At 69.7% G+C, this 25547-nt stretch carries 29 protein-coding genes; 19 read left to right on the top strand and 10 right to left on the bottom strand.

What is annotated here, in order from left to right; translation table 11 throughout:
- From CFP71_RS23375 to CFP71_RS23350, 6 genes are all read left to right on the top strand, one after another.
- Window positions 1-981: a helix-turn-helix transcriptional regulator gene (locus CFP71_RS23375; RefSeq protein WP_093936084.1), complete on the top strand. Its 981-nt coding sequence runs from the start codon at window positions 1-3 to the stop codon at window positions 979-981.
- Complete coding sequence (locus CFP71_RS23370; RefSeq protein WP_093936083.1) at window positions 978-1955, top strand: helix-turn-helix transcriptional regulator; 978 nt, start codon at window positions 978-980, stop codon at window positions 1953-1955. The genes CFP71_RS23375 and CFP71_RS23370 overlap by 4 nt, the downstream gene beginning before the upstream one ends.
- Before the next feature lie 9 nt (window positions 1956-1964).
- Window positions 1965-2174 carry a bacteriophage holin gene (locus tag CFP71_RS23365; RefSeq protein WP_093936082.1) on the top strand — a complete coding sequence of 70 codons (210 nt, stop codon included), beginning with the start codon at window positions 1965-1967 and terminating at the stop codon, window positions 2172-2174.
- 37 nt (window positions 2175-2211) lie between these two features.
- Entirely contained in the window at window positions 2212-2565 is a 354-nt protein-coding gene (gene tatA / locus CFP71_RS23360; protein WP_093936081.1) for a Sec-independent protein translocase subunit TatA, read from the top strand.
- Window positions 2566-2673: 108 nt separating this feature from the next.
- The gene (tatC, locus tag CFP71_RS23355; protein WP_093936080.1) at window positions 2674-3645 is read left to right on the top strand and encodes a twin-arginine translocase subunit TatC; all 972 of its coding nucleotides are present in this window, start codon (window positions 2674-2676) and stop codon (window positions 3643-3645) included.
- A gap of 7 nt (window positions 3646-3652) precedes the next feature.
- Window positions 3653-4528, top strand: a complete 876-nt coding sequence (locus CFP71_RS23350; RefSeq protein ID WP_093936079.1) for a diacylglycerol/lipid kinase family protein — start codon at window positions 3653-3655, stop codon at window positions 4526-4528.
- On the opposite strand, the gene CFP71_RS23345 is transcribed toward CFP71_RS23350, so the two are convergent.
- Window positions 4512-5051: a hypothetical protein gene (locus CFP71_RS23345; protein WP_143267156.1), complete on the bottom strand. Its 540-nt coding sequence runs from the start codon at window positions 5049-5051 to the stop codon at window positions 4512-4514. The two genes, CFP71_RS23350 and CFP71_RS23345, sit on opposite strands and share 17 nt — an antisense overlap.
- 160 nt (window positions 5052-5211) lie before the next feature.
- On the opposite strand from CFP71_RS23345, the gene CFP71_RS23340 reads away from it, so the two are divergent.
- The 5 genes from CFP71_RS23340 (at window position 5212) to CFP71_RS23320 (ending at window position 11991) form a co-directional block, all read left to right on the top strand.
- A complete protein-coding gene (locus CFP71_RS23340) occupies window positions 5212-7989 on the top strand; it encodes a DEAD/DEAH box helicase (protein ID WP_093936077.1) in 2778 nt (925 codons plus the stop codon).
- Window positions 7990-8263: 274 nt separating this feature from the next.
- Entirely contained in the window at window positions 8264-9052 is a 789-nt protein-coding gene (locus tag CFP71_RS23335; protein WP_093936076.1) for a DUF4333 domain-containing protein, read from the top strand.
- Between the two features lie 41 nt (window positions 9053-9093).
- Window positions 9094-10293, top strand: coding sequence for a GNAT family N-acetyltransferase (locus CFP71_RS23330; RefSeq protein ID WP_093936075.1), 1200 nt, complete (start codon window positions 9094-9096; stop codon window positions 10291-10293).
- Window positions 10294-10330: 37 nt separating this feature from the next.
- A complete protein-coding gene (locus tag CFP71_RS23325; RefSeq protein WP_093936074.1) occupies window positions 10331-10726 on the top strand; it encodes a DUF4333 domain-containing protein in 396 nt (131 codons plus the stop codon).
- 44 nt (window positions 10727-10770) lie between these two features.
- A complete protein-coding gene (locus CFP71_RS23320) occupies window positions 10771-11991 on the top strand; it encodes a GNAT family N-acetyltransferase (RefSeq protein WP_093936073.1) in 1221 nt (406 codons plus the stop codon).
- 109 nt (window positions 11992-12100) lie between these two features.
- Here CFP71_RS23320 and CFP71_RS23315 read toward each other — a convergent pair whose 3' ends face one another.
- The 3 genes from CFP71_RS23315 to CFP71_RS23305 all read right to left on the bottom strand — a co-directional run bounded on the left by CFP71_RS23315 (window position 12101) and on the right by CFP71_RS23305 (window position 14633).
- On the bottom strand, window positions 12101-13078 hold the full coding sequence (locus CFP71_RS23315) for a pirin family protein (protein ID WP_093936072.1): 978 nt from the start codon (window positions 13076-13078) through the stop codon (window positions 12101-12103).
- Window positions 13075-14019 carry a 5'-3' exonuclease gene (locus tag CFP71_RS23310; RefSeq protein ID WP_093936071.1) on the bottom strand — a complete coding sequence of 315 codons (945 nt, stop codon included), beginning with the start codon at window positions 14017-14019 and terminating at the stop codon, window positions 13075-13077. The genes CFP71_RS23315 and CFP71_RS23310 overlap by 4 nt, the downstream gene beginning before the upstream one ends.
- Before the next feature lie 77 nt (window positions 14020-14096).
- Window positions 14097-14633 (bottom strand): NADPH-dependent FMN reductase, encoded by a 537-nt coding sequence (locus CFP71_RS23305; RefSeq protein ID WP_093936070.1) that lies wholly within the window; start codon window positions 14631-14633, stop codon window positions 14097-14099.
- A gap of 104 nt (window positions 14634-14737) precedes the next feature.
- Between CFP71_RS23305 and CFP71_RS23300 the strand changes: the two genes are divergently transcribed.
- From CFP71_RS23300 to CFP71_RS23275, 6 genes are read left to right on the top strand one after another with little or no spacing between them, the layout of a single operon-like run.
- Window positions 14738-15316, top strand: a complete 579-nt coding sequence (locus CFP71_RS23300; protein ID WP_093936069.1) for an ArsR/SmtB family transcription factor — start codon at window positions 14738-14740, stop codon at window positions 15314-15316.
- Window positions 15313-16563 (top strand): MFS transporter, encoded by a 1251-nt coding sequence (locus tag CFP71_RS23295; RefSeq protein WP_093936068.1) that lies wholly within the window; start codon window positions 15313-15315, stop codon window positions 16561-16563. The genes CFP71_RS23300 and CFP71_RS23295 overlap by 4 nt, the downstream gene beginning before the upstream one ends.
- A 10-nt stretch (window positions 16564-16573) precedes the next feature.
- Window positions 16574-17716 carry a M24 family metallopeptidase gene (locus CFP71_RS23290; protein WP_093936067.1) on the top strand — a complete coding sequence of 381 codons (1143 nt, stop codon included), beginning with the start codon at window positions 16574-16576 and terminating at the stop codon, window positions 17714-17716.
- A complete protein-coding gene (locus CFP71_RS23285; protein ID WP_093936066.1) occupies window positions 17713-18165 on the top strand; it encodes an Lrp/AsnC family transcriptional regulator in 453 nt (150 codons plus the stop codon). The genes CFP71_RS23290 and CFP71_RS23285 overlap by 4 nt, the downstream gene beginning before the upstream one ends.
- A gap of 46 nt (window positions 18166-18211) precedes the next feature.
- Complete coding sequence (locus tag CFP71_RS23280) at window positions 18212-18439, top strand: hypothetical protein (protein ID WP_005150938.1); 228 nt, start codon at window positions 18212-18214, stop codon at window positions 18437-18439.
- Window positions 18426-18725, top strand: a complete 300-nt coding sequence (locus CFP71_RS23275; RefSeq protein WP_005150941.1) for a hypothetical protein — start codon at window positions 18426-18428, stop codon at window positions 18723-18725. Before CFP71_RS23280 ends, CFP71_RS23275 begins: the two co-directional genes overlap by 14 nt.
- Window positions 18726-18739: 14 nt before the next feature.
- Here CFP71_RS23275 and CFP71_RS23270 read toward each other — a convergent pair whose 3' ends face one another.
- Both CFP71_RS23270 and CFP71_RS23265 read right to left on the bottom strand, forming a co-directional pair.
- Window positions 18740-19813, bottom strand: coding sequence for a GDSL-type esterase/lipase family protein (locus CFP71_RS23270; protein WP_093936095.1), 1074 nt, complete (start codon window positions 19811-19813; stop codon window positions 18740-18742).
- A gap of 70 nt (window positions 19814-19883) precedes the next feature.
- Complete coding sequence (locus CFP71_RS23265) at window positions 19884-20786, bottom strand: LysR family transcriptional regulator (protein WP_093936094.1); 903 nt, start codon at window positions 20784-20786, stop codon at window positions 19884-19886.
- A gap of 96 nt (window positions 20787-20882) precedes the next feature.
- Here CFP71_RS23265 and CFP71_RS23260 point away from each other — a divergent pair, with 96 nt between their 5' ends.
- Entirely contained in the window at window positions 20883-21722 is an 840-nt protein-coding gene (locus CFP71_RS23260; RefSeq protein ID WP_093936065.1) for an oxidoreductase, read from the top strand.
- A gap of 5 nt (window positions 21723-21727) precedes the next feature.
- Here CFP71_RS23260 and CFP71_RS23255 read toward each other — a convergent pair whose 3' ends face one another.
- Window positions 21728-23320, bottom strand: coding sequence for an FAD-dependent oxidoreductase (locus CFP71_RS23255; protein WP_093936064.1), 1593 nt, complete (start codon window positions 23318-23320; stop codon window positions 21728-21730).
- Window positions 23321-23386: 66 nt separating this feature from the next.
- On the opposite strand from CFP71_RS23255, the gene CFP71_RS23250 reads away from it, so the two are divergent.
- Complete coding sequence (locus CFP71_RS23250) at window positions 23387-23995, top strand: TetR/AcrR family transcriptional regulator (protein WP_093936063.1); 609 nt, start codon at window positions 23387-23389, stop codon at window positions 23993-23995.
- A gap of 7 nt (window positions 23996-24002) precedes the next feature.
- Here the strand turns inward: CFP71_RS23250 and CFP71_RS23245 are convergent, their stop codons facing one another.
- The 3 genes from CFP71_RS23245 to CFP71_RS44660 all read right to left on the bottom strand — a co-directional run.
- Window positions 24003-24629: a maleylpyruvate isomerase family mycothiol-dependent enzyme gene (locus CFP71_RS23245; RefSeq protein WP_093936062.1), complete on the bottom strand. Its 627-nt coding sequence runs from the start codon at window positions 24627-24629 to the stop codon at window positions 24003-24005.
- 16 nt (window positions 24630-24645) lie between these two features.
- On the bottom strand, window positions 24646-25176 hold the full coding sequence (locus tag CFP71_RS23240) for a hypothetical protein (RefSeq protein ID WP_244199798.1): 531 nt from the start codon (window positions 25174-25176) through the stop codon (window positions 24646-24648).
- 172 nt (window positions 25177-25348) lie between these two features.
- Window positions 25349-25547, bottom strand: a 199-nt coding sequence (locus CFP71_RS44660) for a hypothetical protein (protein WP_208636020.1), incomplete at its 5' end; no start/stop codon positions are given.

Below are 25547 nucleotides of genomic sequence, written 5' to 3'. Positions count from 1 at the left end.
GTGTCCACCGCACGCGCCGAACGATTGGTCAACCTGGTCCTGGCCCTCCTGTCCACGCGGCAGTACCTCACCGCCGAGCGGATCCGGGGCATCGTGCCCGGGTACGCCGACGCGGCCAGCGACGAGGCCTACTTCCGCATGTTCGAGCGCGACAAGACCGAACTGCGCGAACTCGGGATCCCGCTGGAGACCGGTCGTAACTCCGCCTTCGACGCGATCGACGGCTACCGCATCGCGCGCCGCGACTACGAACTCGGCGAAATCGACCTCGCGCCGGACGAGGCGACCGCGGTCGGTCTCGCCGTCCGGCTCTGGGATTCGCCGGAGCTGACGGGAGAAGCCCAAGGCGCGCTGGTGAAGCTCCGCGCCGCCGGGGTCGAGGTCGACGACCACGCCCCGACCGTCGTCGAACCGCGCGTCCGCGCCGAACCGGCGTTCGGCCCGCTGCTGGCCGCCGTCCAAGCCGGCCAGGCGGTGCGCTTCGAGTACCGCCGCAGTGGCTCGGCCGAGCGCAAGATCCGCACCCTCGAACCTTGGGGCGTGGTGTCGTGGCGAGGCCGCTGGTACGTCGTCGGGCATGACAGGGACCGTGGCGCGTCACGGTGTTTCCGCCTCTCGCGGGTGACAGGGAAGGTCGACGCCTTCGGCGCTCTCGGCGTCGTCGAGCGCCCGGACGGGATCAACCTGCTGAAGATGGTCTCCGCCAGCAGCAGTGAGGACCCGTCCGCGCCGACCACCGCCAGCGTCTGGGTCGCCGACGGCCGGGCCGCCGGGGTCCGTCGCCGCGGCCGCGTGGTCGGCCGCAGTGACGCCGGGGGAGAAGAAGGCGACCTCGTGGAGATCGAGCTGTACTACCCCGAATCCGCTGCCGACTGGCTCACCGCGCACGGCCCGGACGTCCTCGTCCTGGAACCCGAAGTCCTCGCGAAGTCGGTCCTCAGCCGTCTCGAAGCCGTCGCGCACGCGGGCGGTGCCCGATGAGCGCCACCGGACGGATGCCGCGCCTGCTCGCGCTCGTGCCGTACCTGCTCGCCCGGCCCGGTATCAAGATCACCGACGCGGCCCACGACTTCGACGTCACGCCCAAGCAGCTGCGCAAGGACCTCGAACTGCTGTGGATGTGCGGACTGCCCGGCTACGGCCCCGGTGACCTGATCGACCTCTCCTTCGAGGGCGACACGATCGTCGTCACGCACGACGCCGGCATGAACCGCCCGCTGCGGCTCACCGGCGGAGAGGCGACGGCCATGCTCGTCGCGCTCCGGGCCTTGGCCGAGACGCCCGGCGTGGTCGACGCCGACGCGGTCCGCCGCGCCATCGCGAAGATCGAGGCCGCCGCGGGACAGGCCCAGCCGTCGGGGATCGTCGTCGACAGGGGAGTGCGGGAGGGCAAGAAGACCGCCAGTACGCGCGAAGCCGTCCGGGCCGCTCTCACCGCGAGGCGCGCGCTGAGGATCCGGTACTACACCGCCTCGAAGGACGAGATCACCGAGCGCACCGTCGACCCCATGCGCCTGCTCATCGTCCAGGCTGTCGGCTACCTCGAAGCGTGGTGCCGCCGCGCCGAGGACGTCCGGCTGTTCCGGCTCGACCGCATCGACGAGCTCACCGTGCTCGACGAACCCGCGATACCGCCCGCGCACGCCCGGCCCACTGACATTTCCGATGGTGTTTTCCGGCCGCGTCCCGATCAGCAGGAAGCCGTTCTCGCCCTCGACCCGGACGCACGCTGGGTAGCCGAGTACTACCCCTGCGAGGAGCTCGACGAGCTCGACGGCGGGCGGCTGCGGATCCGGATGCGCTACGCCGACGAATCGTGGATGGTCCGGCTCATCCTCGGTCTGGGCGGGGACGCGCAGGTGGAGAGCCCCGCCACACTCGGTGAGGCGGTTCGTCGACGAGCCGCCGACGCGCTGGCCCGGGCTCGTCACCTAACGTCAACCTACGAGCAGTAGGGTGACGCCGTGTCGTACCTGCCGAGCATCGTGCTGGCCGTCGCCGGGCTGATCCTGCTCTTCGTTCTGCTAATCAAATTACGCAGAGTCTTGCGCGTGCTCACCCATACGATGAGCATGGTGGCTACGAACACCCGAAAACGGACAGGGCTCCTTCGTGCCCGGTCGGCCGCGCTCCGCGTGGCGATCGCGCAACGACGTGGGCTCGAAGACCGGTAACATCTCACCCAGAGACTCGAGAAGGAGGCCGCAAACGATGAACGCGCTGCAGCCGTGGCACATCATCATCCTGGTGCTCGTCGTTGTTCTGCTGTTCGGCGCCAAGAGGCTTCCGGACGCCGCGCGGTCCATCGGCAAGTCCATGAAGATCTTCAAGGCCGAGACCAAGGACATGGCCGGCGGAGACAAGGACAAGGCCGCCGAGACCGAAGAGGTCGAGACCAAGCAGCTGCCGCAGGCCACCACGCCCGCGCCCGCCGCGCCGGCCGCGTCCGCGCAGGACAAGCAGGTCGCCGACCTCCAGCGCCAGCTCGACGAGCTCAAGAAGCAGCAGGCCGCCACGCCTGCCACGCCCGCTCCGGCCGAGCAGGCGCAGAAGAACGCCAGCTGAGCGGTCTCGGCAAGCAGCTTCTAGCCAGCCCAGCGGAGCCTGTCCGCGGATGAGCGCGCCGTAGCCACGGCGCGCTCATGGTGGACTCTGACGAGAACGGACTGTTCAGTGGCGGATTCCGCCTCAGGTGAGGAACGCCGCGGGTCGAAGCGGCGCAAGCGCAGCCGCCGGACCAATCCCGACGGCACGATGACGCTCATCGAGCACATCTACGAGTTCCGGCGCCGCCTGGGCTTCGCGCTGCTCGCCCTCGTCGCGGGCGGGATCATCGGCTTCATCTGGTTCCAGACCAGGGTGGGTCCGATCCCGTCGCTCGGCGACATCATGACCGGCCCGTACTGTGGCATTCCCTACCAGCGCAGGCTCGGCGGCACTCCGGACGGTCACTGTCAGCTGCTCCAGACGGTCCCGTTCGAAGCCTTCATGATCCAGCTGAAGGTCGGTCTCGCCGCGGGCGCGGTGCTGTTCGCTCCACTGTGGCTGTACCAGTTCTGGGCGTTCATCGCGCCCGGCCTTTACTCGAAGGAGCGCAAGTACGCGCTCACCTTCGTCTTCTTCGCGTCGCTGCTCTTCGCCGCCGGTGCGGTTCTCGCGTACCTGCTCATCCCGCACGCTCTCGAACTGCTGATGAACTTCGGTGGGGACCAGTTCATCACCGCCCTCACCGGTGACAAGTACATCTCGTTCATCCTGTCGCTGCTGCTGATCTTCGGCGTCAGTTTCGAGCTCCCGCTGCTCGTGGTGATGTTGAACCGCGTCGGCGTCCTGAAGTACCAGACGCTGAAGAAGTGGCGCCGCGGCCTGATCATGGTGGTGTTCGTCTTCGCCGCCTTCGCGACGCCCGGTTCGGATCCGTTCTCGATGCTCGGCCTGTCCGCCGCGCTGATCGTGTTGCTGGAGCTGTCCATTCAGATCGCTCGCTTCCACGACCGCAAGCTGGACAAGGACCGTGGCACCGAGGGCTGGGATCAGCTCGCCGACGACGAGGCCGCGCCATTCGACTACACGCCGACCACGATCGACGACGAACCCTCGACCACCGCCGGTGGCAAGCGGACCAACACCGACGACGTCACCTGATCCCGGGATGCACGCGGCACTGGCCGTCCACCCCGCCTCGGGTGACGGGGCGGCGGCACGGCTGATGGAGTCGGTCGCGGCGCGGCTGCGGCCCGTCGTGGACCGGCTCGACGTCCTCGTGGCCGACACGGTCGAGGAATCCCGTGCGCTGATGACCGATTCACGCGCGGCGGGCCTGGACGTCCTCGTCGTCCTCGGCGGTGACGGCGCGGCCCACCAAGGCGTCCAGTTCTGCGCCGAATCCGGTGTCGCGCTCGGGCTCGTCCCCGCGGGCACCGGGAATGACTTCGCCAGGGCGCTCGGGATCCCCGGGAATCCGCACGCGGCCGTCGATCTCGCCGCGAGGCGGATCGCGGAGGGCCGGCGGCGGCGGATCGACCTGGGCAGGGCCGGTGGCGAATGGTTCGCCACCGTGCTGTGCTCGGGCTTCGACGCCCTGGTCACCGAACGCGCCAACCGGCTGACCTGGCCCCGGGGCCCACGCCGCTACGACTTCGCGATCCTGGCCGAACTCGCCGCGTTCCGGCCCCGCCCGGTCGTTCTCCGCACCGACGTCGAGACGCTCGAACTCGACGCCACCATGATCGCCGTCGGCAACACCCCTTTCTACGGCGGCGGCATGCGGATCTGCCCCGGAGCCGATCCGGAAGACGGCCGATTCGACGTCACCGTCGTGGGCGACGCGAACCGGCTCGACCTGCTGCGGATGCTGCCGGGTGTCCGCTCAGGACGACACGTCGGGCATCCGGCGGTCCGAATCCTGAAGGCCAGCCGGCTTCACCTGGCGGGCAGCGATCTGCCGGTCTACGCCGATGGCGAGCCGCTGGGCGGACTGCCGATCGACATCACCTGCGTCCCCGGCGCGCTCACCGTCCTCGGCTGATCCCGGCGTAGTCGCCCACGCGCCACACCTGTCCGCGGAACGTCGCGGCCGACATCAGCTCGCCGCGCGGGAAGAACACCCCGCCGCAACGATGGCAGAACCACGCCTGCCGCCAGTACGCCAGCGCGTCGGGGATGCCCCTCCGGATCCGCGCGTTGCGCCTGAGCCGGAGCACGAACAGGACCGCGAAGAGCGCGACCAGCGCGAACGCGCCGAACGGGAAGATCCAGGCTCCGATGGCCTGTCCGGCGCGGCCGCCCGCGGTCGGCGCGGGGTCTTCGGCGAGCACGTCGGTGGCGAACGAGACGAACACGAACGCCGGGATCAGCAGGAACAGTGCGAGCGCCAGGAAGCACCCGCCGCCGCGGAGCACGGGGTACGGGTTGAGCGCCGCGGCGGTCGCGGTGACCGACACGCCGGTGTGCGTCGTCGCGGTGTAGACCACGCCGTCTCCGGCGGGGACGGCCGTCATGCCCCCTCGCACCCGGTACGTGGTCTGCCCGCCCTGGAACACGGCCGGCACGCTTTGCACCTGGTCGACCTGCGCGCACCGTGGGCAAGCGATCTCCATGGCGTCCCCTCTCGATCCCGGATCCGTCCCTTGGATGACAGAGGCGTGTCGGACGTTCCCGAGATCGTCACACCGAGTGCGAACTGTCGGTGGGGTATGGAACCCTGACGAAGTGGTCAATAGCCCTTCCCAGACCCCGGCCGAGGCCTACGCGGCCTCCCAGCGCCGCGCTCGGTATCCCCAGCTGACCCGCTTCGCGGCGGAGTCGTCGTTCGAATTCGACGACTTCCAGGTCCGCGGCTGCGAGGCCCTCGAAGACGGGCACGGCGTGCTCGTCTGCGCGCCCACCGGCGCCGGGAAGACCGTGGTCGGCGAGTTCGCGGTGCACCTCGCCCTCGCCGAGGGCCGCAAATGCTTCTACACGACACCCATCAAGGCGTTGTCGAACCAGAAGTACGCGGATCTGGTCGGCCGGTACGGCGCCGACGCCGTCGGCCTGCTGACCGGTGACACCTCGATCAACGGCAACGCGCAGGTCGTGGTGATGACCACCGAGGTCCTGCGCAACATGCTCTACGCCGGGTCGTCGACCATCGGCGAGCTCGCGTACGTGGTGATGGACGAGGTCCACTACCTCGCGGACAGGTTCCGCGGCGCGGTCTGGGAAGAGGTCATCCTCCACCTGCCCGAGCACGTCCGGGTCGTCGGCCTGTCGGCCACGGTGAGCAACGCCGAGGAGTTCGGCGAATGGCTCGTCGAGGTCCGCGGCGACACCACCGTCGTCGTCGACGAGCACCGCCCCGTGCCGCTGTGGCAGCACATGCTGGTCGGGAACCGGCTGATGGACCTGTTCGCGGGCCAGGAGGAACACGCTCCCGGCACCGAGCTGCGGATCAACCCCAGCCTGCTGCGCCGTACCGAGGAGGTCGGCCGGGGGTTCGCCCCGGCCGGGATGCGCGGGCCGAGGGGGCGTCGCGGGGCACCGTCCCGGATGCCGCGGTTCCGGCCGCCGTCCCGCACCGACACGGTGGAGCGCCTGGACAACGCCGGGCTGCTCCCCGCCATCGTGTTCATCTTCTCCCGCGCCGGTTGCGATGCCGCGGTCGGTCAGTGCGTGCGGTCCGGTCTGCGGCTCAACGGTCCCGAAGAGGTCGAGAAAGTCCGCCGCATCGTCGCCGAGCGCACCAAGGACCTGCCCGAAGGCGACCTCGGCGTCCTCGGCTACTGGGAGTGGCGCGAGGCGCTCGAACGCGGCATCGCCGGGCACCACGCGGGGCTGCTCCCGGCGTTCAAGGAGACCGTGGAGGAACTGTTCGTCCAGGGTCTGGTGAAGGTCGTCTTCGCCACGGAGACGCTCGCGCTCGGCATCAACATGCCCGCGCGCACCGTCGTGCTGGAACGGCTGGTGAAGTACAACGGCGAGGCGCACGTCGACCTGACGCCGGGGGAGTACACCCAGCTCACCGGGCGCGCGGGCCGGCGCGGGATCGACGTCGAAGGGCACGCCGTCGTCGCCTGGCAGCCGGGCATCGACCCGAAGCAGGTCGGCGGCCTCGCCTCGACCCGGACGTATCCGCTGCGGTCGTCCTTCCGCCCCGGTTACAACATGGCGGTGAACCTGGTCGCCCAGGTCGGCGCCGAGGCGGCTCGTGACCTGCTGGAACAGTCGTTCGCGCAGTTCCAGGCCGACCGGTCGGTGGTCGGGACCGCGCGGCGGATCGAGCGGAACAAGGAAGCCCTGCGGGGCTACACCTCCGCCATCACCGGCGACTTCGAGGAGATGCTGGAGTACGTCGAGCTGCGGGCGAAGATCTCCGCCAGGGAGAAGGCGCTTTCGCGGCAGAACACCTCCGCTCGCCGGGCCGGTACGGCCGAGTCGCTGGAGAAGCTCCGCAAGGGCGACGTCATCGCCGTGCCCGCCGGCCGTCGCGCTGGGCTCGCGGTCGTCGTCGACCCGGGGCTCGACCCGATCCGCGAACCGCGGCCCGTCGTGGTCACCGAGGACCGCTGGTCCGGACCGCTCTCGGTGTCCGACTTCCCTTCGCCGGTGGAGGCGCTGGGGAACATCAAGCTGCCGAAACACATCGAGCTGCGTTCACCGAAGACCCGTCGCGACATCGCGTCGAGCCTTCGCAACGCGGGGATCTCCCTGCCCGGCAGGCAGAAGCGCCGCGCCGGGGCCAATGAGGACGGTGAGCTGGCCGCGCTGCGACGGGCGCTGCGGTCGCATCCGTGCCACGGTCTGGCCGAACGCGAGGCGAATCTGCGCTGGGTCGAGCGGTATCAGCGGCTCTCGGCGGAGACAGAGCAGCTGGAACGCAAGGTCGCCGCGACGACGCACTCGCTCGCCCGCGCCTTCGACCGGATCCTGCGGCTGCTCGGCGAGCGTGGCTACCTCGGCCCGGAATCCAAGGGTGACGGCGAGGACCGCGTCACCGAACACGGCAAGCGGCTGACCCGCCTCTACAGCGAGTCCGACCTGCTCGCCGCCGAATGTATCCGGCACGGCGTCTGGAAGGGCCTGGCGCCCGCCGAACTCGCGGCCGTCGTCTCGACGCTGGTCTTCGAGGCCCGCCGCGACACCGCGGGAGAGCCTCGTCTGCCCGCGGGGAAGGTGCTCGACGCCTGGCAGGCGACCGGGCGCCTGTGGATGGAGCTCACCGAAGACGAGCGGCGGCACAAGCTGGACCGCACCCGTGAGCCCGATGCCGGGTTCGCCTGGCCCGTCTACCGCTGGGCGCGCGGCGAGTCGCTGGAGAAGGTCCTCACCGCCGCCGAGGCGAACGGACAGGAGCTTTCCGCCGGTGACTTCGTGCGCTGGTCGCGGCAGGTCATCGACCTGCTGGACCAGATCCGCGACGTCCTCGGGAAGGCGGATCCGGTCGGCGCGGCGGCCTCGGACGCGGTCAAGGCCCTGCGCCGGGGAGTCGTGGCGGCGGGCGGCGCCTGATCCGCGTTCGTTCAACTCAAGCGCTATGAAAGGTCCTTTCCTTGCAGATTTTGCAAGGAAAGGACCTTTCATAGCGCGCGGTCCTCGGGCCGATGCCACGAGGTATTGGGCTGACTGGCGGACCGGATGCCGCCACCGGTGTGAGCACGGTCGCGGCTAGTTGCTCCGACACCACCCGGGAACAGTGGGCAGGGGCCCGGACCTGTGGTTGGATCGCCCACGACGGCCAAGGTCGGTGGGCCGGTGACGATCGCGGAACAGGCGGAGGCGAACGATGAGCACGCCGTATGGCGGCAACGACCCGCAGCAGCAGCCCCAGTGGGGGCAGCAGCCGGGCTACGGGCAACAGCCGGGCGGCGCTCAACCGCCGAGCGGCCCGCAGCAGCAACCGCAATGGGGGCAGCAGCCGCAGCAAGACCCGTCGCAGACGCAGCAGCAACAGCCCCAATGGGGCCAGCAGCCCGCACCTTACGACCCGTCGCAGCAGCAGCCGGGATATCCGCAGCAGCCTGGCTATGACCCCTCCCAGACGCAGCAACAGCAGCCTCAGTGGGGCCAGCAGCCGCAGTACGGGCAGCAGCCGGGTTATCCGCAGAGCGGCCCCCAGCAGCAGCCTGGCTACCCGCAGAGCGGTCCGCAGCAGCAGCCGCAGTACGGGCAGCCGCAGCAGCCGGGCCAGTACGACTACGGCCAGGGCCAGTTCCCCGGCACCCAGGGCGAGACGCAGGACAAGCCGAAGTCCAAGAAGGGCCTGTTCATCGGGATCGGCGCGCTCGTGGTGATCATCGCCGCGGTCGGCATCCTCGGATTCGTCACGCCGGGCTGGTTCAACACCCAGGTGTTCAACAACACCCAGATGCAGACCGACGTGCAGAAGCTGCTCACCGAGACCTACGGGATCAAGGAGATCAGCGCGGTCACCTGCCCCTCGGGCCAGGAGGTCAAGGACGGGGTGAAGTTCACCTGCACCGCGACGATCGAGGGCAAGCCGCAGGAGGTGCCGATCACCGTGAAGGGTGACACCGGCAACTACGAGGTCTCGCCGCCCGCCGTCACCAAGTAAACGGCGGGCGCCGGGGGCGGTCGATCCTGCATGATCGTCCCATGAGCGACTTCTCAGTGCGGCTGCTGCGGTCCGACGAGGAACGGGCCGCGACCGATGTGTTCAGGCGTGCCTTGCACGCCAAGGAGATGACCGACGAGGAATGGTCGGCCATCGCCGCGTCGATGCAGCCGGATCGCGGGTTCGCCGCATTCGACCCGGAGCTGATCGGCACCGCCCGGTCCTTCGATTCGGAAATGACGCTGCCCGGCGGCGCGACCACGCCGCTGGCCGCGGTCAGCCTGGTCGGTGTCCGCGCCGATCGCACCCGTCGCGGCGTGCTGACCGGCCTGATGCGCGCCCAGTTCGAGGATTTCGCCGCTCGCGGCGTGCCGGCGGCGATGCTGCACGCCTCCGAGGGCGCCATCTACGGCAGGTTCGGTTACGGCGTCGGCGCGCGGGCCAAGTCGATCGAGGTCGACAGGCACCGTGCCCGGTTCCGTCCCGAGGCCCCGGTGGGCGGGCAGATCTCCGTGCTGGGCCTGGAAAGCACCATCGAACAGTGGCCGTCGCTCTTCGACGCGCTTCCGCGCACCAGGCCCGGCATGATCGCGCGGAGCCCGCATCTGTGGCCGGGTTACGAGCGGGAAGTGCGCCGGGCCACCACTCCTGTCTCGACAGCCGTGCATCGGGGCCCGGACGGCGTCGACGGCTATGTGACCTACACCGTAGAGAGGGCCAGATTCGATGCCCCGTCGCTGCTGAAGATCCAGTCCTTCCACTACTCGGGCTCCGAGGCGTTCGCGGGACTGTGGCGGTATCTGCTGTCGGTGGACCTTGTCGACCGCATCACCGCCGAGAAACGGCCGCTCGACGAACCGGTGGAGTTGCTGTTCACCGACCCTCGGCACGTGACCGTGGAGAAGCTCCAGGACGAGGGCTGGCTCCGGCTGGTCGACGTCGCCACGATGCTCGACGCTCGCACCTACCGGGGCGAACCGGCCGTCATCGAAGTCACCGATCCCTTCCTGGAGCACAACTCCGGCCGCTACCGGCTTTCCGCGGACGGCGCGGCACGCACCACCGACCCGGCGGATCTCGAAATGAACGTCGACACCTTGTCGATGATGTATCTCGGCGCCTGGCGCGCGTCGGAGCTCGCGGTCGCCGGCCGCGTCCGGGCCACCGGTGAGACCGCGTTGGAGCGAGCGGACCTGCTGTTCGGCACGCGAGTGAACCCCTGGTGCGGTACCTTCTTCTGACGTTGGATGATCACATTCGGTGTGGGGGTGGAGAAGCTTGAGCAGGCGAGCCGTCGCGACGGTCGTTCTGTGCTGTGCCGCTTTCGCGGGACTGGCGGCGTGTTCGGACGCCCCGGCACCCGCGCCGGCGACGAAGACCGTCACGGCCACACCGACGACGAGCGCCTCGTCGAGTTCGTCGGCCAGCGGCGGTTCGCCCTCCAGCGCACCCGGCAGAGTCTTCGACCCCCGGACCATGCAAGCGGACGTGCGGAAGATCCTCACCGAGACCTACCAGCTCGGCGAAGTCGGCGACGTGCTCTGCCCGGCGAACCAGACGGTCAAGGACGGCAGCACGTTCACCTGCACCGTCCAGGTCGGCGGGGAGGGCAAGACCGTCACGATCACCGTCACCGGTGAAGACGGCCGGTACGAGGTCGGCGCGCCGGCCTGAAAACCGGTTGGGTTCGCCGGGGCCGGACGGCAGGATCTCCTGGCATGAGCGAATTCCACGTACGCGCCGTGTCCGAAGGCGAGCAACGGGCTTGCCTCGACCTTCTGTCGGAGGCCTTGCACGGCAAGCCTGCCTCGGACGAAGCCTGGGCCAAGATGGCGCCGACGTGGCCCGCGGCCGGGAAGTTCGCCGCGTTCGACGACCACGACACCCCGGTGGGGATCGCCAGTTCCTTCGACACCGAGCTCACCGTCCCAGGTGGACAGAAGCTCGTCACCGCGGCTGTCGACGGCGTCGCCGTCCGCGCGGACTGGACCCGCCGCGGCATTCTCACCGCGATGATGGCCGTTCAGCTGGAAGACTTCGCCGCGCGCGGCGTCCCGCTGGCCGCGCTGCACGCGTCGGAAGGCGTGATCTACGGGCGCTTCGGTTACGGCGCGGCCACTTTCTGCAAGGGCGTTTCCGTCGAACGCCCTCGCGCCCGGGTTCGTGACGGCGTCGGGCGGGACGGCGTGGTCAGGCTCGTCACCCCTGCCGAGGCCGTCGAGCGCGTTCCGGCGCTGTACGACCGTTTCGAGGGAACGAGGCCGGGATTCCTCGCCCGACCGGCACAGTGGTGGCCGGGCTTCTTCGACCGGCTGGTCACGGGGAACGACGGCTATCGCGTCGCCGTCCACAGTGGACCGGACGGCGATGACGGTTACGTCGTCTACCAGACCATCGACGTGCGCGACCGGCAGGCGCCGGAACGGGGAGCGATCCTGGACATCCGCGAACTCGATGCCGCGACACCGCGGGCCTGGGCGGGATTGTGGCGGTTCCTGCTGTCGGTCGACCTGGTCTCCGCCGTCACCGGCCGAGCCCGCCCGGTGGACGAGCCGATCGCCGAACTGCTCACCGACCCGCGTGCGGTGAACACCGTCGAAGTCATGGACGACCTGTGGCTGCGGCTCGTCGACGTGCTCGCCGCGCTGCGGGCGCGCACCTACGGCACCGCCGAGCCCGTGGTGCTGGAAGTGCTCGACAAGCAGCTCCCCGACAACAACGGCCGTTATGTCGTCGGCTCCGGCGGGGTGGAACGCACGACCGCCGGGGCGGATCTGCGACTGGACGTCGCCACCTTGTCGTCGCTGTACCTCGGCCACGGGCTCTTCGCCGACTTGGCGTTGTCAGGCCGGGTCGAGGTGCTGGACGAGTCGGCGGTCGATCGTGCCGACACGCTGTTCCACACCGCGCGTGCCCCGTGGTGCGGGACGTTCTTCTAGGCCGTGAAGGCCTCCTTCGCTACCTTCAAGGTAGGCAAGGAGGCCTTCACGGACCGGCGTTCGGCGGTGGCTGGTAGACGTCGAGAAGGCGAGCGATCAGGACAGGGGACTACGACGGATTGCGACGCGGTTTGATCCGCACCTGCGGCAACGTCGGTGCGGGCAACCACGTCGTGGTGCCCCTGTAGCCTTCCACGGAGCCGAATCGGTCCGCCTGGGCTTGCCACGCCTCCCGGTACTCGGCGATCTCTTCGTGGCTGCGGCCCACGAAGTTCCACCACATGACGAGTTCTTCAGTGAACGGCGTCCCGCCGAGCAGGAGCACCCGGGCCGGTTCGGCGCCGTCGTTCGTCAGCTCCAGCCGTCCGGCGCCGGGCGCGAGGTACGCGAGTTCCCCGGTGCCCAGCGCGGTTCCGGCGACGGTGACGGAGCCGACGTCCTGGAGGACACCGTGTTCGAAGGTGGGGTCGACGTCGAGGGCCAAGGTCGCCCCGGGCTCGACGGTGAGCTCGGCCCCCAGCAAGGGAGTGAACGCGGGGACCGGTGAAGTGGTCCCCGCGAGGCTGCCGAGGAACACCCGCGCCGTGGCTCCGGACAACCGGAGCAAAGGCGGCGCGTAGTGCCGGAAGTCCCGTGCGGTGTCGCGGTGTTCGTCCGGCAGCGCGATCCAGAGCTGGACGCCGTGCAGCGTCGCGGTGTCCGGAGTGGACACTGTGGATACTTCGGAGTGCGCGATGCCGTGCCCGGCGGTCATCAGGTTGAGTTCGCCGGGCCGGACCACGGCGTGGGTGCCGATGCTGTCGCGGTGCTCGATTTCGCCGCTGAACAGCCAGCTCGCGGTCTGCAGCCCGGTGTGCGGATGCGGGGCGACGTCCATCCCACCCGACTCCGGCACGTCCTGCGGTCCGTAGTGGTCGGCGAAACACCACGCGCCGATCAAGGACCGCTGCCGCTGCGGAAGTGTCCGGCGGACCCGGATCGCGCGCGGCCCGCCGAGCGGGACGTCGCGCGGGGTCAGCACGGTGACACCGTCGCCGGGCCGGTCCCGGCACAGCAGCTCGGCCGGGGCCGCCTCGGTGTTGCTCACGACTTGGGGAGCGCGGCCAGCAGGCGCTCCACGGAACGGCCGAGATTCCAGCGCTCCGCCAGTTCCGCGACCTTGTCCGGGTCGGCGGGTTCGGACGGGACGGTGTCCGGGCGGGACTGCTCGACCGGAGCGTCGGCCGCCACCCGCACGACGGTCGGCGCGACCGCGAGGTAGTCGGCGGCGTCGGTCAGCCGCAGGCGGGTCTTGAGCGGAACCCGCGAATCGCCCGCGTTGGACGCCTCGATCAGCTCTTGAAGCGAGCCGAACTGCGTGATCAGCTTCGCCGCGGTCTTCTCGCCGATCCCGGCGACGCCGGGCAGCCCGTCCGAAGGGTCCCCGCGCAGCGCGGCCATGTCGGCGTAGCCGGGACCGGCGTTCCCGGCCGGGATCCCGTACTTCTCGGCGAGCTCGTCCGGGCCGAGGATTTCGGCCTTGTTCCAGCCCTTGCCGACGTAGATGACCACCGTCGGCGTCGGCTCGTGGCGGACGAGCTGGAACAGGTCGCGGTCACCGGTGATGACCTCGACCGGCGACTTCTCTTCGCGGATCGCGAGCGCGCCGATGACGTCGTCGGCCTCGTACCCGGCCGCTTCGGCCGTCGCGAGCCCGAAGGCCTCCAGCAGTTCGAGGATGATCGGCACCTGTGGGGTCAGGGTGTCCGGCACCTCTTCGACATCGCCACCCTCGGGGACCTCTTCGGCCACTCGGTGCGCCTTGTAGCTGGGCAGCAGGTCGGTGCGGAACTTCGGCCGCCAGTCCGCGTCCAGGCAAGCCACGAGCCGGGAAGGCCGGCGGTCGACGAGGATCCGCGCGACGGTGTCGGTGAACCCGCGTACGGCGTTGACCGGCGTCCCGTCCGGGGCGGTCATCGACTCGGGCAGTGCGTAGAACGAGCGGAAGTAGAGGCTCGCGGAATCGAGGAGAGCGAGTGGTCCGGTCACGCGGACAGCCTGCCATGTCCCGGCCCGAATGTCCGTGAAGGACCCGACCCCCAGCCGGGTCCTCCACGAACATCGGGTCAGGCGGCGTAGGGACGCACCCGTCGTGCGTCGCGCAGGGCGTTGGCCCACCAGGCCAACTGGTTCAGCAGAGTGGTGGCCGCGACGGTCGCGCCTTCGGTGTCGTCGTGCTCGCCGTCGGGGCCGAAGTGGTTCCAGGCGTAGGGAAAACTCACGGTTTCGCGGATCGTCGCGGCGTGGAGTTCGGCGAAGACCGGGCGCAGGTGCTCGACCGCGCGCAGGCCGCCGGAGATCCCGCCGTAGGAAACGAAAGCGACCGGCTTGCCGTGCCACTCGGGGCCGGTGGCGTCGAGCGCGGTCTTGAGCGGGCCGGGGTAGCTGTGGTTGTACTCGGGGACGATCACGACGACGGCGTCCGCGGCGGAGACGCCGGGGGAGAGGCTGTCGGGGGCTTCGGCGAGGTCGATGACGGACAGGGTGACGTCTTCGCGCTGTTTCGCACGTTCGAGGAACCAGTTCGCGACGACGGGGGCGAAGCGGCCCTCGCGGACGCTGCTGATCACGACGGCGAGCTGGTAGGGCGTGTCGGTTGTCATGGCACAGACCGTAGAACCTGAACTTAAGTAGAGGTCAAACTCCAGAATCGCTTCTTTGACTCGGATCGATTGCAGAGAACTCTTTGCGATGTAGGATCGGTGTCATGGGGAAGAGCGAGAGGTATCTCGCGCGGATCGACGGACGCCTTTTGCGGGCCTTGTCGCATCCACTGCGGGTCAGGATCCTTGAACTGCTGCGGGAGGACGGCCCGGCGACGGCGTCCGGACTGGGGAAGCGGCTGGGGGAGAGCTCCGGGACCACCAGCTGGCATCTGCGCCAGCTGGCCGAGTACGGCCTGGTCACCGAAGACTCCGAGCGCGGCAACCGGCGGGACCGGTGGTGGAAGGCCGTGCACGACGGGGACCAGCTCCAGGGCCAGGACTTCATCCGGGATCCCGATCTCGCGGGGCCGTTCAGCACGTACGCCCACACGATGGTCGAGCAGCGCTACGCGGCCGAGGCGCAGTTCGTCGCCGAGATGCGCGAGTGGTCGGACGAGTGGATCGACAAGGTCTCGTTCCACGATTCGCCCCTGTCGCTGACACCGGACGAGGCCGCCGCGCTGAGTGACGAGATCCTCGAAGTGATCAAGCGCTACCACCGTCCGGTCGAGGAAGGCGATACCTCCGTCCGGGTGCACTGGGCCGCCTTCCCGAGGAAATCGCGGCCGGAGACGCCATGAGCCGGATGCCACTGGGGGCGCTGGTCGTGGCTTCGGGGATCTCCTCGGCCGGGGTGATGATGACACTGCTCGCGATTCCCTGGTTCGTCCTGCAAAGCACCGGCAGCGGGACGAAGACCGGCCTCGTGACGGCGGCGGAAGTGCTCGGCCTGATGGTCGCCGCCTTGCTGGGCGGGCCGATCGTGGACCGCGTCGGTACCCGCCGGGCCAGCGTCGGCGCGGACCTGCTGACCACCGTCACGGTCCTGCTGATCCCGCTCGCGATGAACACGACGGGGCTCAGCCTGCCCGGACTGATCGCGCTGTCGTTCGTGATGGGCGTGTCCCGCGGTCCAGCCGACACCGCGAAGCAGGTATTGCTCCCGGGAGTCGCCGAACTCGGCGGGGTTCGCGTGAGCCGGGCGGCCAGTGCCGTCGAAGCGGCGATGAGGACGGGCCGGATGGTCGGCGGACCCGCCGCGGGCGCGCTCATCGCGCTGATCGGACCAATGCAGGTGCTCTACGTCGACGCCGGCGCGTTGCTGCTGTCCGCCGTGCTGGTGTTCACGCTGATCCCGTCCGCGGCCGGTCCGCCGAGGCCGTCGTCTGGCGGCTACCTCAAGGAACTGCGCGAAGGGCTCGGGTACATCAAGCGCGACAGTCTGCTGCGCGCGATGGTGGGCATGCTGATGCTCACCAACAGCCTCGACTTCGGCCTGCTCGGCGTCCTGTACCCGGCGTACGGCGATCAGGTCCTGCACAGCACCGCGCTCATCGGCGCGATGATCACCGCGGTCGCGGCGGGCGCGCTGCTCGGTTCGGCGATCTACGGCTGGGTGGGCCATCGGTTCTCCCGGAGGACGGCGCTCCTCGTCGCCGTCGGCATCGAGGGCGCGCCGCGGTTCGCCTTGCTCGCGCTGGAACCGGCGCCCGCCGTCCTGCTCGCCGGACTCGTGGTCGCCGGGATCGGGGCGGGCGCGCTCAACCCGATCGTGCTCCCGGCGGTCTACGAACGCGTACCGGAAGCGGTCCGCGGCCGGGTGCTCAGCCTCCTCGTGGGCGGGGTGCTCGCGGCGATGCCGCTCGGCTCGATGGCGGCGGGGCTGCTGCTGGACGGCGTGGGCCTTGTCGGCGCGCTCGCCGTGTTCGGCGGTCTGTATCTGATCGCGGGCGTCTTCCCGGCGATCTTCCGGGTCTGGCGCGGGCTCGACGATCCCGCCCCGATCGGGGGTGACCGGCTGGTGAACGAAGGGGCACGGACCGACTAGGCTCGCCATCATGTCGCGCCGTTCCCTTCACAACCCAGCCCCCGACGCCGCCGGCCTCCGCGCCCGCCTCGACAGGGCCCGCGCCGCCGCGGCCGCCGCCGGCACCGACGCCCTGCTGATCGCTCCCGGCTCGGACCTGCGCTACCTCATCGGCCAGGCCGGGGGTTCCTTCGAACGGCTGACCACGCTGGTGATCCCGGCCGACGGTGTCCCGGCGCTGGTGCTGCCGAAGCTGGAGGCCCCCGGCTACGCCGACGTCCCGGCCGACGAACTCGGCATCGAGATCGTCACCTGGGTCGACGGGGACAACGCCTACGAACTGGTCGCCGACAGGCTGGGCAAGCCCGGCCGGGTCGCGGTCAGCGACTTCACCCCGGCCCTGCACGTCCTCGCCTTCCGCGGCGCGCTCGGTGACGCCGAGCAGACGCTGGCCGGGCCGATCGTGCGCGAACTGCGGATGCGCAAGGACGCCGCCGAGATCCAGGCGCTGCGCGACGCGGGTGCGGCCATCGACCGCGTCCACGCCCGCGTGCACGAATGGCTGCGCCCCGGCCGCACCGAGGCCGAGGTCGGCGCGGACATCACCGCCGCGATCGTCGAAGAGGGCCACACCCACGCCGACTTCGTGATCGTCGGCTCGGGCCCCAACGGCGCCAGCCCGCACCACGACGTCTCCGAGCGCGTCATCGAGCGCGGCGACGTCGTCGTGGTCGACATCGGCGGCCCGATCGCCGAGGGCTACAACTCCGACTCCACCCGCACCTACGCGGTCGGCGAGCCGCGGGACGCTGACGTCGCCGAGACCTACGCCGTCCTGCAGCGCGCCCAGCGTGCCGCCGTGGAAGCCGTGCGTCCCGGTGCCACCGCCGAGTCGATCGACGCCGCCGCGCGCGACATCATCGCCGAGGCGGGTTACGGCGAGTTCTTCATCCACCGCACCGGCCACGGCATCGGCCTGGACGTGCACGAAGAGCCGTACATCATCAAGGGCAACGCGCTCCCGCTGGAGCCGGGCATGGCCTTCAGCGTCGAGCCCGGCATCTACCAGCCGGGTCGCTGGGGCGCCCGCATCGAGGACATCGTCGTGGTCACCGAGGACGGCGTCGAGTCGGTCAACCAGCGTCCGCACGACCTGATCGTGCTCGACGCATGACGGCTTCCCTGGAGCCGCTGGATCAGGCCATCGTGCAGGAGCTGGCCGCGGACGGACGGCGCAGTTTCACCGATCTGGCCGAACGCGTCGGGCTTTCGGTGTCGGCGGTGCACCAGCGGGTGCGTCGGCTGGAGCAGCGCGGGGTGATCCTCGGGTACACCGCGCGGCTCGACGGCGAGCAGATCGGCCTCCCGCTCACGGCGCTGATCTCGCTGACGCCGAACGACCCGGCCGCTCCGGACGACTATCCCCAGCGGCTCGAGCACATCAAGGAGATCGAGTCCTGCTACTCGGTCGCCGGGGACGAGTCGTACATCCTCCTGGTCCGGGTGGCTTCGCCGCTCGGCCTGGAGGACCTGCTCCGCCGCATCCGCGAGTCCGCCAAGGTCTCGACCCGGACCACGGTGGTGCTGTCGACGCCGTTCGAGGGGCGCTCGCCCACCCTGTGAGATCGGAAAACGGGTGGGCTTGCGCTGCGCTGGTACGATAAAAGGTATGGCAACACGTAAGGTCACTCTCTCACTCGACAGTGGTGCGCTCGAGTTCGCCGAGCGGGCCGCCAAGGCACACGGGATCTCGGTCTCGTCGTGGTTGTCCAAGGCGGCCCGCCGGGAAGCCGTCCGCACCGGATACACCCCGCAGCGCGCTCCGGCCGCACCGTCCGCCGAATCGGACGAGGCCGAGCTGACCGCCGCGGAGAAGGATCTGCGTGCACAGGGGTGAAGTCTGGACGTACCACCCCCCGACCGAACCGGCACGGCAGCGCACCGTCGTCCTGCTGTCCTCGGACGGGGTGAACGAATCCGAGCGGCCATGGCTGCTCGGCACCGAACTGCTGGACCGTGATCCGCAGGACATCCTCGGCGTCGCCGTCGACGCGCGGTACTGGGTGTCCACGCTGAACCTCACGCGCCTGTACCGGCCGTGGTTCGACGAGAAGATCGCCGAGATCGACCAAGAGGTCCAGGAGCGCATCGACATCGCGTTGCGCGCCGCGCTGGATCTCTAGGGGCTCTGGCGGTTCTAGCGGGCGACGACCTCGGGCGCGGCGTGCAGTTTGCCGTCGGCCCCGGAGAGGCACGACGCGTTGCCGCCGCGCGCGGCGAGGAACTCGTTGAGGCAGTTCGCGATCTGCGCGTGGCCGTTCGCGTTGGGATGGAACGACTCCTGCAGCGCGTGGCTCGCGCGGTCCACTTGGCCGAGGTCGCTCAGTTGGAGTGTCAGCCTGCTGAACCACTCGTTCGCCGGGTCGCTGCTGCACGCCTCACGGCCGGCGCCCGCCCGTGAGAGGTCGAGGAACCGCGCGCTGGTCGCCCTCGACGCCTGCTTGATCCCGTCCGACAGGACGGAGACGCCGTCGCGGCGCATCCACTCCAGATCCTCGGTGCGGAACGGGCAGCCGTTGAGACTGCGCAGCGCTTCCGGGATCTGGGGCCCGACAGGCGAGGCGTACGACATCAGCACGAGCTGGTAGTCCGCCGGGACGTAACCGGCCTGCGCCAGCACCTTCTTGACGTCGGCGACGGCGTTGGTCACCTTCGGCACCATGGCGTCCACTTTGGACTTCCAGGTCTTGCGGAGTTCCGTGCTGCACGGCGGGTTCTGCGGGGAGAACCACGCCTTGAAGCACTCGCTGACCTGAGCGGAGAACTTCGGCTCGTCGTTCGCGCCGATCGCGATCACCACCGCGGCGATCCGGTGGTCCTTGATCAGGTTCGCCAGCTGCTGGGCCTGCGAAGGCTCGGTCCACTGCTTCGCCTCGCCGAGAGCGATCTGCTCCGACGGCGCGCCCGAACACGCGAGGTTCACCCGCGCGGTGACGTCCGGGATCTTGACCTGCTCGACGAAGGCGTTGGGGGAGCGGTGACACCAGTTGCCGCCCTGCCCGTTGGTCGTGGGCAGGTAGTTGCCCGCGCCCTCACCGGAAACCGTGCTGTCGCCGATGGAGACGACCGTCAACGGCCCCGTTCCCGGCGGCCCTTGGCGCGGGGACGGCTGCCCTGGGCGGCTTTCCGACCCGGTAAAGGCAATGAACCCGACGAGAACCACCACGAACGTGAGCGCGAGAGCACCCCACCACCACCGGAAACGTCGCATCGTCACCGGATTCTACGGAAGCCGATGCCCGTCCGGGTGATCATGGTGGTGTGACGGTGGCGATGCCGGTTCAGCCCGCCTCCGTCAGGTCCGTTCCGGCCGCCAGCTCGGACACGATGTCGAGGACGCCGGGCAACGCGGGCTTGTCGTTCCCCGGAGCCCAGGCCACCACGGTGCGGGCCGTGTCGCCCGCCAGCGGCACGAACACCACACCGCTTCGCCGCAGGCTGTGCGAAGAGCGGGCCAGTCTCGTGACGCCGATCCCGGCGGCGACCAGGCCGAGCAGACCCTGCACGGTCGTGGCCCGCTGGACGACGCGTGGCGTGAACCCGGCCGCCTCGAATTCGCCGTCGTAGCGGCGATGCCAGGGCTCCCACGAACTCCGTGGCGTGAGCACCCAAGGCTCGTCGGCCAGGTCCGCGAGCTTCAATTCGGCTCTGGTGGCGAGCCGATGTCCCTCCGGGAGGACCGCGCAGACCTCCTCGGTGATCAACGTGCGGGTCTCGAGGCCGTCGACCAGAGGCGGCCGCGTGAAGATCAGGTCGTAGCGCCCGTCGGTGAGCCCGTCGACGAGCGGCGCGATCTGGGTGTCGTCCGTGGTGAGGGTGAGATCGGGGAGACGGTCGCGGACCGCGCGCACCACCGGCGGGAGCAGGTAGTTGGCCGTGGTGGTGAGGAAACCGAGGTGGAGCGTGCCGATCTCGCCGCGCATCGCCCTGTTCAGCACCGAAAGTGCTTCCTCGTTGCGCGCGAGCACCGCGCGGGCTTCCGGCAGGAACAGCGATCCGATTTCGGTGAGCCGTGTCCCCCGGCTGTCGCGCCGTAGCAGGCTCGCGCCGAGAAGCCGTTCCAGGACGGTGATCTGCTGGGAAAGCGACTGCTGCGCGATGTGCAGGCGGCGCGCGGCCTTGGTGAAGCTCGCGTCTTCGGCGACGGCGACGAAGTAGCGCAGCTGCCGCAGCTCGGGGGTCACAGGCTCTGACTGTAGCCGCACCAGGAAGCCGGTGTTGGCGGGCAAAGCGAGATCTCCACAGGATGGGTCGCAGGAACTTCACTGGAGGGAACAAGAATGGCGAAGGAAACCGAGGGCCGCGTCTGGCTGATCACCGGCTGCTCGTCCGGGTTCGGCAGGCACCTCGTCCTGGCCGCGCTCGACGCCGGTGACCGCGTGATGGCCACGGCGCGCCGTCCGGAAACCCTGGCCGAACTGGTCGAGCTCGGCCAGGGCCGGGTGCGTGCCGCGGCGCTCGATGTCACCGACCCCGCTCAGGTCGAGGCCGCCGTCCAGGCCACCCTCGCCGAGTTCGGCCGGATCGACGTCGTGGTCAACAACGCCGGCCATGGCTCGGTCGGCGCCGTCGAGGAACTGGCCATGCCCGACCTGCGGAAGCTGATGGACGTGATGTTCTTCGGTGCCGTCGAGGTGACGAAGGCCGTCCTGCCGCATCTCCGGGAGCAGGGAAGCGGGGCGATCGTGCAGATGAGTTCGATGGGCGGACAGCAGAGCCCACCCGGATTCGGGGCTTACTGTTCGGCGAAGTTCGCCCTGGAAGCGATGTCGGAAGCCCTCGCCGCCGAGGTCGCGCCTTTCGGCGTGAAGGTGCTGATCGTGGAGCCCGGCGCTTTCCGGACCGGGTTCGGCGGCAGCCGGTTGCAGCGCTCGCGGGTGATCGACGCCTATCGCGAATCCACGGGCACCATCCGGGATTTCGTCGAAGGGATGGACGGTTCCCAGCCCGGCGACCCGGCGAAGGCCGCTGCCGCGATCTTGAAGGTGCTCGACAGCGACAACCCGCCGCTTCGGCTCGCCCTCGGCGATGACGCCGTCGACGGTCTCCGGGCCTCGCAGGAGGCCAGGGCGGCGGAGCTGGCCGCTTGGGAGTCCGTGAGCCGCTCCACCGCCCTGTGAGAGATTCAGGCGCCGACCCAGCGTCCGATGGCGATGTCGAGCAGCTTCCGCGCGTCGACTGTGTCGTTTCCGGAGTCCTCGGAGACGTCCGCCCAGGCGATGATCCCGTCCGGGCGCACGAGCAGGCTCGGCTGGGAGGCGTCGGAGATCGGGTCGGCCGTGTACGCGACGCTGTCCGCCAACCCGCGGACAGCGTCGGCGTACCGGCCGTCGGGTGACCGGTCGACGAGCACGAAGCGGCCGTCGTGAGCGTGGTCGGCGAGTCGTGAGCCGGACGCGAGTTCGACGTCTCCGGCGATCGAGCCGACCGGAGCGGTGGCGTCCTCGGCGACGTCGTAGCGCTGCATGATCCCGGACGAGAGCGCGATCACGTGATTGGTCACGCCGGGCACGGTGAAGAGTTCGTCGCCCACGACCTTCCGCAACCGGGCCGTCCGTTCGTCGCCCCGCATGAGCGCCACCTGGGCACGCGTCCAGTCGAGGACCCACGCCCCGATCGGATGCCGTTCGGTCTGGTAGGTGTCGAGCAGTCCGGTGGGGGCCTGGCGGTTGATGGTCGCGGCGAGTTTCCAGCCGAGGTTGACGGCGTCGCCGAGGCCGAGGTTGAGCCCCTGGGCGCTGAACGGCGAGTGCACGTGAGCGGCGTCGCCTGCCAGGAAAACCCTGCCTCGACGGTAGTTCCGGGCCTGGCGCGCGTTGTCCGACCATCGCGTCGCCCGTCCTCGTAGCGCGGTGATCGTCACCGGGACGCCGGTGACGTCGCGGACCGCGCTCTGGAGTTCTTCGACGGTCACGGGAGCGTTCTTGTCCTCCGGCTGCGGCGCGAACCGGGCGACGAGGATGCGGCCCGGCACGGGGCCGTAGGTGTAGATGCCGCGCGGCGTCCAATTCCACCCGCGCCGCAGTTCGCTCGGGTCGTCGATGTCCGCGATGGCCTGGTAGCCCACCATTTCCGGATCCGTGCCCTCGAACTCGACGCCGAGCCGCTTGCGGACGACGCTTCGCCCGCCGTCGGCCGCGACGACCCATCCCGCGGTGAAGTCGCCCGCGCTGGTCTCGACGACCACGTCGGCATCGTCGTCGAGGCCCTCGCCGGTGCTGCGCAGATCCGTGACCTCCACGCCGCGGCGGACCTCGACGCCCAGCCGGGCGCAGTGTTCGCCGAGCAACAGTTCGAGGTCGTGCTGCGGCACCAAGATCCCGTTCGCCACCGCCGCGTGCGCGGCCAGCGCCGGATCGGACTGGTCGACCATGTCCTGCCGGAACATGAGCCCCGCGAAATGCCCGATGACCGCGAACCGGCGTGACTTCCGGCCCGCCGCGGCCGTCAGTTCGCGCACCGTCCGGTTCGACCGGCCGGCGGTGAAGGCGTTGGCCTCGGCCAAACGACGGCGTTGAACCTCTTCCGCGGCGGGCAGCAGGCCGCGCCGGTCCAGGATCTCGGCGCTGGCGACGTTGAGGGAACCGGACTTGATCGTCGGATCCGGCTCCGCGAGCCGCTCCAGCACGGTCACCCGCACTCCTCGCAAGGCAAGCTCGCCGGCGGCGAGGAGGCCGGTGGGCCCCGCTCCGACCACGATCACATCGGCACTCGTCATGACAACTCCAAAGCTTACTCGGTAAGTTTACTTGGTAAGCTTAATGAGTAAAGGTAAGGTTGTCACATGGCGAAGCGAGGAGACCGAGGCGGCGCGAAGACGCGGGCGCATATCGCCACGGTCGCGACGAAGATGTTCGTGGAGCGCGGTTTCGACGACGTCACCGTCGCCGAGGTGGCCGCCGCGGCCGGCGTTTCGAAGGTGACCGTGTTCTCGCACTTCGATCGCAAGGAGGACATCGCGCTCGACCGGCTTCCGGACGCCGTCGGCATGGTGCGGGCGGCGATCCGTGAGCGGGCGGACGATGTCGGTGCCGTCGAGGCGCTGCGCGCCATGGCCGTCGGGCTGGTGGAGGAGCGGCATCCCCTGTCCGGATTGACCGAGGGCGCCCTGCCGTTCATCTGCACGATCGCCGGGTCTCGCGCGCTCGTCGCGCGGCTTCGCGAATTCGAGCACGAGATCGACGCGGAGCTGGCGGGCGAACTCGACGGCGACGCCCGGTTCTCGGGTGACGGCGAGCTGGTCGCCGCCCTCGTCGTCGCCGCGTACCGCACTGTCGCCGTGGCGACGGTCCGGCGTGGTCTCGCCGGAGAGGAACTCGCGGATCTCGTCGCGGGCCATCGTCAGCGGCTGGACTCGGCTTTCGCTGTGCTGGCGAAGGCTTTTCCGGGCTGACCCGGGATCAGTCGTCCAGCCTGGACGCGAGGATCGCCGCGCCGGGCCCCGAAAGTTCGTCCAACGCCACGGCGCGTCCGGCGATCGCCATCAGGAGCGCCTCGCCCGGGCCGCGGACTTCCGGTCCGGATCCGGCCGACCAGTCGAGATCCGTCGCGACGACCAGTAGCCCGCGGGCGCGCTTGTCCGCCCCGATCACCCGGGCGTGGCGTGCGAAGGCCAAGGCGTGACGAAGCCGCTCCGCCGGCACCTCGCGGGGAAGTCCCAGCGGGCGCCGGATGTCCTGCTGATGGACGAGGCTGTCGAGCAATCCCACCCGTCCGCCGAACACGGCCGTCAGGCCACGAGGATCGAGGTTGCCCTCGATCCTCGCGATCAGCTCGTCCGGCGTCCGCTCGGGTGCCTTCGCGAGACTGAGCGCGTTCATCCGGTCCAGCCGAAGCCCGCCGCGGACAGCCTGGACGATCAGACCGCGGAAGCGCAGGGCGTCGTAGTCGACCACGTGGGAGACCACCTCCCGGACCGTCCACTCCGGACACAACGTTCGCGCGTCCCAGTGCTCCGGGGCCAGTGTCCGCAGGAACGCGGCGAAGTCCGTCCGTTCTTCCCTGACGAGTCGCGCGACCGATTCCACCGGTGGCCTCCTGGAGTCACTTGTAGTCGAGCCAGCCGCAAACGTAGTAGTTCGTGTCCTCGTTCCGCTCGACATACCAGGAATAGACGACGTCGCCCGCGAGCTTCCCGGTCCGCGCGTTGCGCTGGGTGACCGTGGCCTGCACGGTGACGACCTCGTACCCGGGCGGGACGGAGTACGGCAGCATCTGCCAGCGCTCGACGTAATGCCCGTGGAGTTCGAACCCGAGCAAGGTCTCCCGCAAGCGCGGGCACGTCCCGCTGCGCAGCGCGGTCATGTCGTGATTGGCGAGCCCGTTCATGTAGACCTGGAAGACCCGGTCGATCGCGGCGGGTTCGAGGCTTCGCGCGGACGTCGAGGCCGGCGCCGGAGGTGTCACGGTCAGGGTGTGGGTCTGGACCGGGGGAGCGGAGTCCGAGGTCGTTGTCGACGTCGTGAGAGGAGAATCGGCAGACAGAGCCGGAAGCCCGCCTCGGCACGCCGAGAGCATCGTGCCGAGGCCGATCAGGAGCGCGCCCGCCCGGACGCGCGGAGTCAGAGGTCTCACTCCGCCGAAGCTAGGCGGCGTTCATGAAATTCGGATGAAACCACTTCCAGCCGGGTCCGGCCGGCGCCAGGCTTGGGCGAACCGGGGGTTGGGGCTCGGGTTCTGACCTGCAGGGCGTTCCGGCCCGAGACGCCCGTCCGGACAGATAGGCGTAATAGAACCGCGTGCCGGACTAATACCCGAAGACCGGGATCGCGTCCCGGTCGGTGATTTCGACCGAGCCGGTTCGCCAGCGAACCTCGGCAACCCTCCTCTCGAGTGTCCATAAGGGACGATTTTCGAGATTGATGTGCCCGATTTCGGCGATTAGCACTATTTCGCCGAGAGTCGTGAGTGGTAAAGAGGGTTCTAACCCTCTGTCTGAGTTCAGG

It is taken from the genome of Amycolatopsis thailandensis (genome assembly GCF_002234405.1).
GTDB lineage: Bacteria > Actinomycetota > Actinomycetes > Mycobacteriales > Pseudonocardiaceae > Amycolatopsis > Amycolatopsis thailandensis.
Note: the sequence above shows the minus strand (reverse complement) of the source record. Positions and strands in the feature narration are given on the sequence as shown.

What these genes read in the sequence shown, in the direction of transcription:
- CFP71_RS23300 (WP_093936069.1), top strand. Translation starts at nt 14,738, where the DNA reads ATGGGGAAGAGCGAGAGGTATCTCGCGCGGATCGACGGACGCCTTTTG.
- CFP71_RS23260 (WP_093936065.1), top strand. Translation starts at nt 20,883, where the DNA reads ATGGCGAAGGAAACCGAGGGCCGCGTCTGGCTGATCACCGGCTGCTCG.
- CFP71_RS23295 (WP_093936068.1), top strand. Translation starts at nt 15,313, where the DNA reads ATGAGCCGGATGCCACTGGGGGCGCTGGTCGTGGCTTCGGGGATCTCC.
- CFP71_RS23350 (WP_093936079.1), top strand. Translation starts at nt 3,653, where the DNA reads ATGCACGCGGCACTGGCCGTCCACCCCGCCTCGGGTGACGGGGCGGCG.
- CFP71_RS23250 (WP_093936063.1), top strand. Translation starts at nt 23,387, where the DNA reads ATGGCGAAGCGAGGAGACCGAGGCGGCGCGAAGACGCGGGCGCATATC.
- CFP71_RS23305 (WP_093936070.1), bottom strand. Translation starts at nt 14,633, where the DNA reads ATGACAACCGACACGCCCTACCAGCTCGCCGTCGTGATCAGCAGCGTC.
- CFP71_RS23335 (WP_093936076.1), top strand. Translation starts at nt 8,264, where the DNA reads ATGAGCACGCCGTATGGCGGCAACGACCCGCAGCAGCAGCCCCAGTGG.
- CFP71_RS23270 (WP_093936095.1), bottom strand. Translation starts at nt 19,813, where the DNA reads ATGCGACGTTTCCGGTGGTGGTGGGGTGCTCTCGCGCTCACGTTCGTG.
- tatA (WP_093936081.1), top strand. Translation starts at nt 2,212, where the DNA reads ATGAACGCGCTGCAGCCGTGGCACATCATCATCCTGGTGCTCGTCGTT.
- CFP71_RS23330 (WP_093936075.1), top strand. Translation starts at nt 9,094, where the DNA reads ATGAGCGACTTCTCAGTGCGGCTGCTGCGGTCCGACGAGGAACGGGCC.
- CFP71_RS23320 (WP_093936073.1), top strand. Translation starts at nt 10,771, where the DNA reads ATGAGCGAATTCCACGTACGCGCCGTGTCCGAAGGCGAGCAACGGGCT.
- CFP71_RS23290 (WP_093936067.1), top strand. Translation starts at nt 16,574, where the DNA reads ATGTCGCGCCGTTCCCTTCACAACCCAGCCCCCGACGCCGCCGGCCTC.
- CFP71_RS23370 (WP_093936083.1), top strand. Translation starts at nt 978, where the DNA reads ATGAGCGCCACCGGACGGATGCCGCGCCTGCTCGCGCTCGTGCCGTAC.
- CFP71_RS23285 (WP_093936066.1), top strand. Translation starts at nt 17,713, where the DNA reads ATGACGGCTTCCCTGGAGCCGCTGGATCAGGCCATCGTGCAGGAGCTG.
- CFP71_RS23280 (WP_005150938.1), top strand. Translation starts at nt 18,212, where the DNA reads ATGGCAACACGTAAGGTCACTCTCTCACTCGACAGTGGTGCGCTCGAG.
- CFP71_RS23255 (WP_093936064.1), bottom strand. Translation starts at nt 23,320, where the DNA reads ATGACGAGTGCCGATGTGATCGTGGTCGGAGCGGGGCCCACCGGCCTC.